This window comes from Ruegeria sp. CH8 (assembly GCF_056536985.1).
Genome location: NZ_JBQFQR010000014.1, coordinates 103133 through 116510 on the forward strand (window position 1 = coordinate 103133; position 13378 = coordinate 116510).

The 13378-nt window shown below is 58.5% G+C and carries 9 protein-coding genes; 7 read left to right on the top strand and 2 right to left on the bottom strand.

Features of this window, described 5'->3' with window-relative positions; all coding sequences use genetic code 11:
• Nucleotides 1-21: 21 nt before the first annotated feature.
• Nucleotides 22-2064, bottom strand: coding sequence for an ASKHA domain-containing protein (locus tag ACR0ER_RS16520; protein ID WP_480769882.1), 2043 nt, complete (start codon nucleotides 2062-2064; stop codon nucleotides 22-24).
• A gap of 217 nt (nucleotides 2065-2281) precedes the next feature.
• Between ACR0ER_RS16520 and guaB the strand changes: the two genes are divergently transcribed.
• The 3 genes from guaB to ACR0ER_RS16535 all read left to right on the top strand — a co-directional run bounded on the left by guaB (nucleotide 2282) and on the right by ACR0ER_RS16535 (nucleotide 7376).
• Nucleotides 2282-3730 (top strand): IMP dehydrogenase, encoded by a 1449-nt coding sequence (gene guaB, locus ACR0ER_RS16525; protein ID WP_480769883.1) that lies wholly within the window; start codon nucleotides 2282-2284, stop codon nucleotides 3728-3730.
• Nucleotides 3731-3823: 93 nt separating this feature from the next.
• A complete protein-coding gene (locus ACR0ER_RS16530; protein WP_480769884.1) occupies nucleotides 3824-4981 on the top strand; it encodes an RsmB/NOP family class I SAM-dependent RNA methyltransferase in 1158 nt (385 codons plus the stop codon).
• A 103-nt stretch (nucleotides 4982-5084) separates the two neighbouring features.
• Nucleotides 5085-7376, top strand: coding sequence for a hybrid sensor histidine kinase/response regulator (locus tag ACR0ER_RS16535; RefSeq protein ID WP_480769885.1), 2292 nt, complete (start codon nucleotides 5085-5087; stop codon nucleotides 7374-7376).
• On the opposite strand, the gene ACR0ER_RS16540 is transcribed toward ACR0ER_RS16535, so the two are convergent.
• The gene (locus ACR0ER_RS16540) at nucleotides 7373-7966 is read right to left on the bottom strand and encodes a sulfotransferase family 2 domain-containing protein (protein WP_480769886.1); all 594 of its coding nucleotides are present in this window, start codon (nucleotides 7964-7966) and stop codon (nucleotides 7373-7375) included. The genes ACR0ER_RS16535 and ACR0ER_RS16540 overlap by 4 nt on opposite strands.
• A gap of 192 nt (nucleotides 7967-8158) precedes the next feature.
• On the opposite strand from ACR0ER_RS16540, the gene recA reads away from it, so the two are divergent.
• From recA to ACR0ER_RS16560, 4 genes are all read left to right on the top strand, one after another.
• Entirely contained in the window at nucleotides 8159-9226 is a 1068-nt protein-coding gene (gene recA, locus ACR0ER_RS16545) for a recombinase RecA (RefSeq protein ID WP_170324960.1), read from the top strand.
• Nucleotides 9227-9364: 138 nt separating this feature from the next.
• Complete coding sequence (gene alaS / locus ACR0ER_RS16550) at nucleotides 9365-12034, top strand: alanine--tRNA ligase (protein ID WP_480769887.1); 2670 nt, start codon at nucleotides 9365-9367, stop codon at nucleotides 12032-12034.
• Nucleotide 12035: 1 nt separating this feature from the next.
• Nucleotides 12036-12323, top strand: a complete 288-nt coding sequence (locus tag ACR0ER_RS16555; RefSeq protein ID WP_170330164.1) for a DUF1330 domain-containing protein — start codon at nucleotides 12036-12038, stop codon at nucleotides 12321-12323.
• 355 nt (nucleotides 12324-12678) lie between these two features.
• Nucleotides 12679-13302, top strand: a complete 624-nt coding sequence (locus tag ACR0ER_RS16560; protein WP_170330163.1) for a transglutaminase-like cysteine peptidase — start codon at nucleotides 12679-12681, stop codon at nucleotides 13300-13302.
• The last annotated feature ends 76 nt before the right edge of the window (nucleotides 13303-13378 follow it).

A 13378-nucleotide genomic window follows, 5' to 3' on the forward strand; every position in this document is an offset into this window, starting at 1 on the left:
TTGCCCCCGTGGTTGGGGAGACTATGACCTCCTGCGGCGGCGACGGCCAGATTTTTCGTCATCTCCACCGGTGTTGAACGACGGCGCGGGCAGGGTGACCACCTGCGCCAATTCCGGGAATGGATCGGTTTTGTGCGGGATCGCGTTGGCAGCAACGAAATGATCCTGAAACTTGGGCTCAATGGCGGTTTCGACCTTGGTGATCTCGCGTACAACGCGTTCAATCTCGGTCCGGGCGCCGTTGTTGCACAGCGCGATCCGGGCGCCGGTGCCGGCCGCGTTGCCCGCGCTGGAGACCTTGTCCAGCGGCGCGTCCGGGATCATACCCAGTACCATCGCGTGCTTGGTCGAGATATGGGCGCCGAACGCCCCGGCCAGAACAACGCGGTCGACCTTGTCGACCTCCATGACGTCCATCAGCAGACGCGCACCGGCATAGAGCGCGGATTTGGCCAGCTGGATTGCACGGATGTCGCCTTGGGTCACGGTGATGCGCGGGCCGCCTTCGGCGCTTGCATCGTGGATCAGGTAGGCGTGGGTACGACCTTCGGGCACGCAGCGATCAGTGCCAGTTTGTGCGGCCGATCCGATCAGGCCGCTTTCGTCCAGCAGGCCAGCGATACGCATTTCGGCCACGGCCTCAATTATGCCGGAACCACAAATGCCGGTGATGCCGGTGGTGGCGACGTCCTGATCGAACCCTTCTTCATCCGACCATTTCTCAGACCCGATCACACGGAAACGGGGTTCCTTTGTGACTGGGTCAATCTCGATCCGTTCGATAGCACCGGGCGCGGCGCGCTGGCCGGAAGAGATCTGAGCACCTTCGAACGCCGGGCCGGTGGGCGAGGAACAGGCCAGAACGCGCTGCGTGTTGCCCAGCAGGATTTCCGCGTTGGTGCCCACGTCCACGATCAGGACGAGGTCTTCGGATTTGCCCGGCTCTTCCGACAGAGCAACGGCAGCGCAGTCCGCCCCAACGTGACCCGCGATACAGGGCAGAATATAGATCTGCGCGCGCGGGTTCATCTTGGTCAGGCCCATCTCGCGCGCGGGCAGGGACATGCTTTCCGAGGTCGCCAGTGCAAACGGAGCCTGACCCAGCTCAACGGGGTCCAAGCCCAGCAGCAGGTGGTGCATGACCGGGTTGCAGACAAACACTGTCTCGACGATTAGTTCGGAATCGATCCCAGCCTCTTCGGCGATGGAAACGGTCAGATCATTGATCGCCTCGCGCACCGCCTTGGTCATCTCCTGATCACCGCCGGGGTTCATCATCGCGTAAGAGACACGGCTCATCAGGTCTTCGCCGAACCGAATTTGCGGGTTCATCAGGCCCGAGGACGCCTTGACCTCACCTGTTTCCAGATCGGTCAGGTGCGCCGCGATAGTGGTTGAGCCCAGGTCAATGGCAAGACCGTACAGTCCGCGTTCATGCAGGCCGGGCCAGATTTCCACGATGCGGCCAACGGTGTCCTTGTGACCCTTGTGGACAGCTACGGTGACCTCCCATTTACCTTTGCGCAGAACGGGCTGCAGCTTTGCCATCAGTGACAGGTCTGCGGTGACGGCTTCAATCTCCCATTGCGCGCGCAGGGCGCGCTCAAGCCTTTCCAGATCGCCGGTGGGCGAGTGCATGTCGGGTTCTTCGACCACCACGAAATACAGACGGGTCGCCGGGTCCATGATGATGGCGCGTGCAGCCGCGGCCTTGCGAACGACCTGACGGTGCACTTGGCTTTCGGGCGGTACGTCGATCACGATGTCGCCTTGAACAGTGGCCTGACATCCCAGACGGCGGCCCGGTTTCAATCCACGCTTGTCGTCATAGCGTTGTTCGACCGCGTTCCATTCGCTCAGCGCACCCTCGGATACGCTCACGCCGTGCTTGGGAAACTCACCATAGCTTGGGGTGATCTGACATTTCGAACAGATGCCGCGCCCGCCGCAAACCGAATCCAGATCGACGCCCAGTTGTCGGGCGGCGGTCAGAACCGGGGTGCCGACGGGGAAATGCCCGCGTTTGCCCGAGGGAGTAAAGACAACAAGGGGTTCGGTGGTCATATCTGGCCTGCCTTTTGTATTCGCGCGTATGCCGGGCAAGATATGGGTTTGCGCGCAAAGGGAAAGGGCATTCAGCGGCACGTTTTGTACGGGTTGCGTCGTTTTTTATTGCAGTAACGGCCCGCAGGAGAAAACTAGTTGAGCTCTGGGGCTTTTCCTTGCCTTAAATCCATGTAATAGGGTCACCGCCAAACGGGCTTTTGCATGGGGTTAGCAGATGCAGATTCGTGAGGCACTTACCTTTGACGATGTTCTCTTGGTTCCGGCGTCCTCGTCGGTACTGCCGGCGACGGCGGATACAAGCACGCGCGTGACGCGGGCAATCAGCATGAACATCCCACTGCTGAGCTCAGCCATGGATACGGTGACCGAGGCGCGCATGGCAATTGCGATGGCTCAGGCCGGAGGCATTGGCGTCATTCACAAGAACCTGACTGTCGAAGAGCAGTCGCGCGAAGTGCGGCGGGTAAAACGCTTTGAATCGGGTATCGTCTACAACCCAGTTACGCTACGCGCGGATCAGACGCTGGCGGACGCCAAGGCTCTGGTTGAACGCTACAACTTCACCGGCTTCCCCGTGATTGATGAAGAGGGCCGCGTGGTTGGTATCGTGACCAACCGGGACATGCGCTTTGCAACCTCAGATGACCAGCCGATCCGGGCGATGATGACCACTGACAATCTGGCGATGTTGCAGGAACCGGCCGATCTGGAAGAGGCCAAAAGCCTGATGAAAGCGCGCCGGATCGAAAAGCTTCTGGTGGTTGACGGCGCGGGCAAGCTGACCGGTCTGCTGACGCTGAAAGATACGGAACAGGCTGTGCTAAACCCGACCGCTTGCAAGGACACGCTGGGCCGTCTGCGCGTAGCGGCGGCGACCTCGGTCGGGGATGCGGGCTTTGAACGGTCCGAGCAATTGGTCGATTCCGGTGTCGATATCATCGTTGTTGATACCGCGCACGGCCACTCTCAAGGCGTTTTGGATGCGGTAAAGCGGGTTAAATCGCTGTCGAATGAGGTTCAGATCATCGCGGGCAACGTCGCAACTGGCGATGCCACCAAGGCACTGATTGATGCCGGTGCTGATGCCATCAAGGTCGGCATCGGGCCGGGCTCGATCTGCACCACGCGTATGGTTGCCGGTGTCGGCGTGCCGCAGCTGACTGCCATCATGGACTGTGCCTCGGCGGCCGGGGATGTGCCGGTGATCGCAGACGGTGGCATCAAATTCTCGGGCGATTTCGCCAAGGCGATCGCGGCAGGTGCGTCCTGTGCGATGGTCGGTTCGATGATTGCGGGTACCGATGAAAGCCCAGGCGAGGTGATCCTTTATCAGGGTCGTTCCTTCAAATCTTATCGCGGTATGGGCAGCCTCGGCGCCATGGCGCGCGGCTCGGCGGATCGCTACTTCCAAAAGGACGCGGCAAACGACAAGCTGGTGCCCGAAGGGATCGAGGGGCAGGTGCCCTACAAGGGCTCGGCCAGCGCGGTGGTGCACCAGTTGGTCGGCGGTCTACGCGCGGCGATGGGCTACACCGGGTGCGCAACGGTTGAGGAAATGCGCAAGAACTGCAGCTTTGTCAAAATCACCGGTGCGGGTCTGAAGGAAAGCCACGTGCATGACGTGCAGATTACCCGCGAAAGTCCGAACTACCGGGTCATGTAACCTCGGGTTTCAAGGTTTGCGGCGCCCGGATCAGGGCGCCGTTTTGCGTTTCTGGCTTTGGCAATAGTCACACTATAAGCATCGGAAGAGATCATGACCCCGGCCGCACGTATTCAGGCTTCGATAGAAATCCTTGATGAGATTCTTGCGGGCGCGCCTGTTGAAAAATCCCTGACCAATTGGGCGCGCCGCAGCCGGTTTGCCGGGTCCAAGGATCGGGCAGCTGTCCGCGATCATGTGTTTGCCGCGATGCGGTGCAAACGATCTTATGCGGCGCTCGGAGGAGCCGAGACCGGGCGTGGCCTGATGATCGGTGCCGTGCGTGCATCTGGTGAGTCGTTGGAGGAATTGTTCTCGGGTACCCGCCACGCGCCCGAGGTTTTGAATGATAATGAGGTCGGGTGCGATTTCGCCTCCAAGGCCGAACAGTATGATATCCCCGATTGGCTCTGGCCCCGGTTTGAAACTTCGCTGGGGGATCAGGCGGTTTCGGTTGCACAGGCCCTGCAATGCCGCGCGCCAGTGCATTTGCGGGTCAATCTGATCAAGGTGGACGTCCCCACGGCAATCGCTGCACTGGCCGCCGAGGGGATCATCGCCGCAGCGCATCCGGCTTGTGACACGGCGTTGGAGGTCACCGAGGGCGCGCGCAAAATTGCGCAAAGCCAGGCCTATGCGAACGGGTTGGTCGAGCTTCAGGATGCGGCCAGTCAGGATGTTGTTGCAGCCTTGGATTTGCGTCCGGGGATGCGCGTGTTGGACTATTGCGCGGGCGGCGGCGGTAAGTCTCTGGCCCTGGCCGCGCGAAAAGGGGTCTCGGTATTTGCCCATGACGTGAACGCTGCACGGATGCGAGATCTTCCGGCGAGGGCCGAGAGGGCCGGTGCACAAGTCGAGATTCTGACAACGGAAGGTATCGCGCAACAGGCCCCGTTCGATATCATCCTCGCGGACGCTCCGTGTTCCGGCAGCGGATCATGGCGGCGGGCTCCGGCCGGGAAATGGGCGTTGACCGAAAGCCGCCTGCAGGAATTGTCGGGTATTCAGGCCGCCATTCTGGAGCAGCTGTCACCGATGATCGCTCCAGGTGGTGTTTTGGCCTATGCGACTTGTTCGATGTTGGACGACGAAAACGGTAATGTTGTTGATGCTTTCCTGCGTAAGGAACCGGATTGGAGCGAGGTTTTTCGGAAATCGTGGCTTGTCTCCCACGGCACGGACGGATTCTTCACATCACACTTGACGCGATAGCGCGACAGGTCATAGCAACTTAAAGGAGAGTGTCTGCTTTTTTTAAACCGGCATTAACCATATTTGGGCTGACTGCGTGAAAGCCCACTGACCTGAGTTGTTTATGACTGACACCACAGAAGTTTTTTCTGATCCGTCCTATCAAAATGTCCCGACCGGTTTGCGACTTGCTCCTCTGGTCTTGATCGGCGCGCTGTTGAGCCTTTCGCCCGTTATGGGGCTTGTACCCCGGCTGTGGCACACCGGATTTGTCGTGGCGGGTGTATCGCTGCTGGCAGCGAGTTTCCTTGTGGTGCTGCGGGGAAAGATCGTGGACTATCTGGCGCAGCAGGCAGTGAAAACTATGACGGTTTTTGCGGAACAGGATCTGTTTCCTTGTGTGATCGCAAACACTCAGGGTGAAATTCTGGCCGCAAACACTGAGGCGCGAAACAAGTTTCATGCCACCCCGGGCGCGCGGTTGGAGTATTGCCTGAAGTCCACGTTCGCAAATCCAGCGGCGATTCTGTTACGGCTACAATCGAAGGCAGAGATTTACGGCAAAGCGCGCGAAGACATTGTTACCGTTGGATCAACAGTACCGGTTTCTGTGTTCGATGTCGGCAATGGTCAGTACTGCTGGCGGTTTCATCTGGATACCCCAGGGCAATGGGACGAGGTTGCCGTTCCCGTTTTAACCGAAGGTCGCAACGGTACATTGCTGCGGGTCAACGTTGCGGCGGCCCATTTGCTGGGGCAAAGGCCAGATACGCTGCAAGACGTCCTTTCCAACTCCCCTGGCCCAAAAGGCGACATCGTGCAAATCCAGACGGCAAATGGCGCCGTCTCTGCCGCCGTGTGCGAACTCAACCGGTCCGGCACCGTGCGTGATCTGCTCGTGCTGCCGACAGAGGCAGTGGGGCATGTCAGCAGTGGCGCGTCCTTTGCCGAGTTGCCGGTGCCCATTGTGCGCCTTGCGCCTGACGGAAGGATTCTCGAGGCCAACCGTCTGGCGGTGAAACTGATCGGGGATATCGATCCAGGTGAAACCAATGCCGACCAGATCATGCACGGGCTCGGTTATCCGATTTTGGATTGGCTGTCGCGTACGGCGGCTCAGGAACCGGCGCTGCGGTCAGAGTTCCTGCGTCTGACCCGGCAGGACAAAGAAGTGTTTGTTCAGGTCACGCTGAACCGAGTTGTGAATGACGGGCTGGTTCAGCTGATTGCGGTGTTGAACGACGCCACCGAACTCAAGACGCTCGAGGCGCAGTTCGTGCAGGGGCAAAAGATGCAGGCGGTCGGGCAACTGGCTGGTGGCGTCGCCCATGACTTCAACAACCTGTTAACCGCAATATCGGGGCATTGCGATCTGCTGTTGCTGCGGCATGACCAGAATGACCCGAACTATGGGGACCTTGTGCAGATCAACCAGAACGCCAACCGGGCGGCTGCCCTGGTTAGTCAGTTGCTGGCGTTTTCGCGGAAACAGACACTGCAGCCTGAGGTGCTGGATCTCCGCGATACGATCTCGGATTTGATCCACTTGCTGAATCGGCTGGTGGGAGAGAAAGTCCGCCTGATCCTTAGCCACGACCCGGTGTTGAAGCCCGTGCGGGCGGATAAACGGCAACTGGAACAGGTGCTGATGAACCTCGTGGTCAATGCCCGTGATGCTATGCCCCATGGCGGCGAGGTGCGGATCGAGACCGAGGTTGTGGTGCTGAACGACCCTCTCACGCGTGACCGCGCTATGGTTCAGCCCGGCGAGTACGTCACCGTTAAGGTGATCGATAGCGGCGTCGGTATACCCTTGGAAAAGCAGCAAAAGGTGTTCGAACCGTTCTATACGACCAAACGCACCGGGGAAGGCACCGGTCTGGGGTTGTCGACGGTTTACGGAATCGTCAAGCAAACGGGTGGTTTCATTTTTGTCGACAGCGTTCAGGGGCACGGGACGGAATTCATCGTTTATCTGCCGGTGTCAGTCGCCTCACCAGAAGCGCAACCCGCCGCAATTCCCGCCGCCGACACGCAAACTTCCCGACAGGGCGAAGGCGTTGTTTTGCTGGTCGAAGACGAGGCTCCGGTACGCGCTTTTGCGACACGTGCGCTGCGGTTGAAGGGCTATACCGTGCTTGAGGCTGAGTCGGCGGAAGAGGCGCTGCGCCTGCTGGAAGACGGCGCGCTGAATGTCGACGTTTTTGTCACCGATGTGGTCATGCCAGGCATGGACGGGCCGACCTGGGTGCGTAAGGCGATGGAGGCGCGTCCGGATACAAGGGTGATCTTCATGTCCGGCTACGCCGAGGGAGCTTTCGGCGATTCAGGCCCGGAGATCCTGAATTCCACCTTCCTGCCCAAGCCCTTCTCGCTGAACCAACTGACTGAGGCGGTGTTTCAGCAGATCAACTAAAGTGCCGTATCATGGCAGGTGAACTCGGCCGCGTGCCGTTTGCGAAATTTGCTTTCCGTCTCGGGTGTTAGAAGCAGTTCGCGATGGGGTGAGACGTTTTCCCGTTTCAGGTCGATCTGCATGTTCAGCCGGTCTTGCAGGAAATCCAGAATCTTGTCCTGGTTTTCATACTTAAAGACATGGCTGGCGCCAATGCCGTTGCTCCGGGTGCGGAAGAACTGACTCTGGCTGCCTATATCGGCATATTCGGGGCGGGGGCTTTGCATATAGGCTTGCACAAAGTCATCAAAGCTCAGGTCACGGGTGGAATGTGGATGCCCGATCCGGTCATCCCGGTTGCGGAACTTGTACCAGCTGCCCAGCCAATCGATCGGTTCGCGCACGACCGCCATGATTTCCATTTCGGTGTCGTACATTTTCCGAAAGATGTTCTGAAAAAAACGGTCATAGCGCCGCACTGGGGCGTGTTTCAGATCCGGCGGACCGGTCACGACAAAGTCGGCGCGGTCGCGTAGGGCGGTGTGATATGCTGTGCTGCCTGTTTTGGGAACGGCCAGAAACGCAAGGCGTTCCTTATAAAAAACAAGCATTTAGTTGCCCTTTGCCAATCTTTGTTACTGTCGCAGATTGGCGTAAACGACTCTTTAATACAATTGCTGAACAGTAAGTACTGTAAGTTTTGGTTGAAATGTTCTCTTTTTGGTCTCATAAGGAACAAGAGGCGAACAAAGCAGCGATTGCCGCCCGTTCAAGGGTGTGACAAAAGGGAAGGCGACAGGACAATGGCGGATCTTCTGACGATGAGCGACAAGAAAAACGCAGACAAGCAAAAGGCGCTCGACAGCGCGTTGGCGCAGATTGAACGGCAGTTCGGCAAGGGCTCGATCATGAAGCTGGGCGAGGATGCCAAGCAGGATATCGATGCAAGCTCGACCGGGTCACTGGGTTTGGACATTGCGCTAGGGATCGGTGGTCTGCCGATGGGCCGGATTGTCGAGATTTACGGGCCTGAAAGCTCGGGTAAGACGACGCTAACGCTGCATTGCATTGCAGAACAGCAGAAGCGCGGTGGCGTCTGTGCGTTTGTTGACGCGGAACATGCGCTGGACCCGCAATATGCCCGCAAACTGGGTGTTGATTTGGACGAGCTGTTGATTTCGCAGCCCGATACCGGCGAGCAAGCTTTGGAGATCACTGACACGCTGGTGAGGTCTGGCGCGGTGAACATGGTCGTGGTCGACTCGGTGGCTGCGCTGACGCCGAAATCCGAGCTTGAGGGCGACATGGGCGACAGCAACGTCGGTGTTCAGGCCCGCCTGATGAGCCAGGCGATGCGTAAGCTGACCGGTTCGATCAGCCGTTCGAACTGCATGGTGATCTTCATCAACCAGATTCGGATGAAGATCGGTGTGATGTTCGGCAGCCCGGAAACCACGACCGGTGGTAACGCGCTGAAATTCTACAGCTCGGTCCGTCTGGACATCCGCCGGATCGGTGCGATCAAGGACCGGGACGAGGTGGTCGGCAACCAGACCCGCGTCAAGGTCGTCAAGAACAAGGTGGCGCCGCCGTTCAAGCAGGTGGAATTCGACATTATGTATGGCGAAGGCATCAGCAAAATGGGTGAGCTTCTGGATCTGGGCGTCAAGGCCGGTGTGGTTGAGAAATCCGGCTCGTGGTTCAGCTATGGTGACGAACGTATCGGGCAGGGGCGCGAGAATGCCAAGCAGTACCTACGCGACAACAGCCGTGCCGCGCTTGAGATCGAAGACAAGATTCGTGCTGCACACGGGCTTGAGTTTGACATGCCGCCGGGCGCTGCCGAAGATGACGATATTCTCGAAGCCTAAGGCTATAGAAGAATTCTATAGGCAAGGCGGTCCAATGGGCCGCCTTGTTTCGTTCGGCACCCCCAATGCTGTGGACTATCCGCGGGGACAGGGATAAACCCGTTTCAACACAATATGATTGCGCGCTGAGAGAAGCTTATGCCCACGCTGAACGATATCCGATCGACCTTTCTGAACTACTTTGCCAAGCAGGGGCATGAGGTGGTGGCGTCCAGCCCTCTGGTCCCGCGCAATGACCCGACGCTAATGTTCGTGAACTCGGGCATGGTGCAGTTCAAGAACCTGTTTACCGGCGTGGAAACCCGCGACTATCAGCGTGCGACCACGGCCCAGAAATGCGTTCGTGCCGGTGGCAAACACAACGACCTGGACAACGTCGGCTACACCGCACGGCATCACACATTCTTTGAGATGCTGGGGAACTTCTCGTTCGGTGATTATTTCAAGAAAGACGCGATCCCGTTTGCGTGGGAGTTGATCACCAAGGAATTCGGCATCGATAAAAGCCGCCTGCTGACCACGGTCTATCACACCGATGACGAGGCATTTGAGATCTGGAAAAAGGTTGGCGTTCCCGAAGACCGGATCATTCGCATCGCAACCAATGACAACTTCTGGCAGATGGGTCCGACCGGTCCTTGCGGCCCGTGCACGGAAATTTTCTATGACCATGGCGACCACATCTGGGGTGGCCCTCCGGGTTCGGCCGAGGAAGATGGCGACCGGTTTATCGAAATCTGGAACATCGTTTTCATGCAGAACGAACAGTTCGAGGACGGCTCGATGGTCGAACTCGACATGCAGTCGATCGACACCGGCATGGGTCTGGAGCGGATCGGCGCGCTGCTGCAGGGCAGCCATGACAACTATGATACCGATTTGTTCAAGACGCTGATCGAGGCGTCGGCGGACGCAACTGGCGTTGATCCCTATGGAGACCAGAACGTCCACCATCGGGTTATCGCGGATCACTTGCGCTCGACTTCGTTCCTGATTGCGGACGGGGTGATGCCCAGCAACGATGGGCGCGGCTATGTTCTGCGCCGGATCATGCGTCGGGCCATGCGCCACGCACACCTGTTGGGCGCGAAAGATCCGGTGATGCACCGTCTGGTGCCAACGCTAGTACAACTGATGGGCGCGCAGTATTCGGAACTGGGTCAGGCGCAGGCGTTGATCGAAGAAACCCTTCTGTTGGAAGAGACACGCTTCAAGCAGACTTTGGATCGAGGTCTGAAGCTTCTGGATGACGAAGTCACGGGCCTGTCCGAAGGTGCGGCCTTGTCTGGTGATGCAGCATTCAAACTGTACGACACATACGGGTTCCCGCTGGACCTGACGCAGGATGCGCTGCGCGAAAAGGGCCTGACGGTGGACACGGATGGTTTCGATGCCGCCATGGCCGAACAAAAAGCCAAGGCGCGCGCCGCATGGGCCGGATCGGGCGAATCTGCGGATCAGGCTGTTTGGTTCGATGTTCTGGATGAGGCCGGGGCCACGGATTTCCTCGGCTACGATACCGAAAAAGCCGAAGGGCAAGTGGCCGCGCTGGTGATTGACGGTGCACTGGTCGACAAGATCGAACAGGGTGGCACCGGCTGGGTTGTCGTCAACCAGACACCTTTCTACGGCGAAGCCGGTGGTCAGGTCGGCGATACCGGTGAAATCCGGCGCCTCGAGAACATGCAGGACGTGGCGCAGGTTGAAGACACGCGCAAATTTGCCGAAGGCAAGGTCTATGCGCATCGGGTGACGGTCAGCCAAGGCACGTTGTCCAAAGGCGACTCGGTTGAGCTTGCGGTCGATCACGCGCGCCGTACCGCGATCCGGGCCAACCACTCGGCCACGCATCTGCTGCACGAGGCGCTGCGTGAAACGCTGGGTGATCACGTTGCACAGCGGGGGTCGCTGAACGCGTCAGACCGGCTGCGGTTCGACTTCAGCCATTCCAAGGCGCTGAGCCCCGAAGAAATCCGGAAGGTCGAACGCGAGGTGAACGAGTTCATCCGCCAGAACTCGACCGTTGAAACCCGGATCATGACGCCGGACGATGCGCGGGAACTGGGTGCTCAGGCCCTGTTCGGTGAGAAATACGGCGACGAGGTTCGCGTTGTCTCGATGGGCAAGGCCCCGACCGGTAAAGGGCACGACGGCGACACATGGTCGATCGAGCTGTGTGGCGGGACGCATGTGCGTCAGACCGGGGATATCGGCACTTTTGTCGTGCTGGGTGACAGCGCCAGCAGTGCCGGTGTGCGGCGGATCGAAGCGCTGACCGGTGACGAGGCATTCCGTCATCTTTCGGCGCAAGATCAACGGCTTGGTCAGATTGCGTCGGAACTGAAAGCACAGCCGGATGACGTGGTTAGCCGGGTCAAGTCTTTGCTGGATGAACGCAAGGCCTTGCAAAACGAAGTTGCGCAACTGCGCCGCGATCTGGCGATGGCGGGCGGCTCGGGACAGGGCGGCGCCGAGGCCCGTGATGTGAACGGAGTACTCTTCCTGGCCCAGGCGCTGAGCGGCGTTTCCGGTAAAGACCTGCCCGCGTTGATCGACGAACACAAAAGCCGGTTGGGCTCGGGCGCGGTGCTGTTGATTGCCGATGCCGGTGGCAAGGCCGCCGTTGCGGCCGGTGTGACGTCGGACCTGACGGACAAGGTCTCGGCCATTGATCTGGTTCGGGCCGCAGTGGTCGAACTGGGTGGTAAAGGCGGTGGCGGACGCCCCGACATGGCGCAGGGCGGTGGTCGTGATGCCTCGAATTCCGATGCGGCGATCAAAGCCGCTGAACAAGTATTGGGAGGATAACATGCCCGCACTCTGGATCGCCCACGTCACCGTGACCGACAACGAGGCCTATGGAAAGTACGCTGAACTAGCTGGTCCGGCGATTGCCAAGCACGGGGGTGAATTCATCGCCCGCGCCGCGCGTTATGTGCAGCTTGAAGGCAAAGAGCGGCCGCGCAATGTCGTGGCCCGGTTCCCCTCGGTTGAGGCTGCGGTGGAGTGCTACGAATCCCCCGAATATCAGCAAGCGTTGGATCACGCGCGTGGCGCCAGCGAACGAGAATTGGTTGTGGTGGAGATCACGGAATAAAGCCGAATTGGCAAACTTGCGCCAATCTCTGTTTATCTGGGCGGGTTTCAGCCAATAGTAAGGTCAGACGCCATAATAGGCTTTTTGGCCTTAAATTCTTGCAAACAAGTAAAATTTATCAAATACTTATGGTGGGAATTGGGTGTAAGGACTGCATTACGTTTTTCCTTTTTTTGGCCAAATACCCTATATTTCTGCCAGAAATGGTCCAAATGACGGACGAATTTCTGCCTTTTTTTGCTTGCAACGTCACTGCTGATTGCGCAAACGGCACCATCCGCTGATAGTGATGCAAAGCACTCTACGGTCCCGTTTTACCGCCATCGCGGGAAATAGTTGGAATAGAGGAACAGGCATGAAACCGTTGAGCACTGACTTCAGAGACGTTTATGCGCGGTTGGCCACGTCCGTGGGACGACTATTCGTTGTAACTGCGTTGGCGACCAGCGCCTTTGCTGCGGGCACTGCGGCCGGTGCGAGCGAGGGCAGCTTTATCCAGGCAGCGGCAGCGTCAGCGCCGCCTACCGGAGCGCGCGGGCTTTGCCATGAATACAACTGGGCTTGTTCGTCCAAGGCCTCGGCGTCTATGTCAAGCCAACAGGAAATGCGGGTCGTCCAGCGGATCAACCGCCAGGTTAACGCAACAACACGCACGGTTACGGACATGTCGCAGTACCGTACTGCGGAGAGATGGGCACTGCCGACATCCCAAGGCGGGGATTGTGAAGATTTCGCTCTCTTGAAAAAGCGCGATTTGATTCGTGCAGGCGTGGATCCCAGCAAGTTGTTGATCGCGACCGTGTTGGACAGGCAGCGTAACGCGCATGCTGTACTTGTCTACCGGTCAACTGCCGGTGATTTGGTATTGGATAACCTGACAAATCAAATCAAACCATGGTCCGCAACTCGATACCTTTTCCTCCGGATGCAAAATCCTCGAAAACCCAGCGGTTGGGTTGGGGTTTACAGCCGTAGTTAAAACTATCTTGCCGAAACTCGGCCAAGGATCCGATCATTTGACAATAGCAAGGGCGACAAACCAGTCGCCCTATTGA

What these genes read in the sequence shown, in the direction of transcription:
- ACR0ER_RS16520 (WP_480769882.1), bottom strand. Translation starts at nt 2,064, where the DNA reads ATGACCACCGAACCCCTTGTTGTCTTTACTCCCTCGGGCAAACGCGGG.
- guaB (WP_480769883.1), top strand. Translation starts at nt 2,282, where the DNA reads ATGCAGATTCGTGAGGCACTTACCTTTGACGATGTTCTCTTGGTTCCG.
- ACR0ER_RS16530 (WP_480769884.1), top strand. Translation starts at nt 3,824, where the DNA reads ATGACCCCGGCCGCACGTATTCAGGCTTCGATAGAAATCCTTGATGAG.
- ACR0ER_RS16535 (WP_480769885.1), top strand. Translation starts at nt 5,085, where the DNA reads ATGACTGACACCACAGAAGTTTTTTCTGATCCGTCCTATCAAAATGTC.
- ACR0ER_RS16540 (WP_480769886.1), bottom strand. Translation starts at nt 7,966, where the DNA reads ATGCTTGTTTTTTATAAGGAACGCCTTGCGTTTCTGGCCGTTCCCAAA.
- recA (WP_170324960.1), top strand. Translation starts at nt 8,159, where the DNA reads ATGGCGGATCTTCTGACGATGAGCGACAAGAAAAACGCAGACAAGCAA.
- alaS (WP_480769887.1), top strand. Translation starts at nt 9,365, where the DNA reads ATGCCCACGCTGAACGATATCCGATCGACCTTTCTGAACTACTTTGCC.
- ACR0ER_RS16555 (WP_170330164.1), top strand. Translation starts at nt 12,036, where the DNA reads ATGCCCGCACTCTGGATCGCCCACGTCACCGTGACCGACAACGAGGCC.
- ACR0ER_RS16560 (WP_170330163.1), top strand. Translation starts at nt 12,679, where the DNA reads ATGAAACCGTTGAGCACTGACTTCAGAGACGTTTATGCGCGGTTGGCC.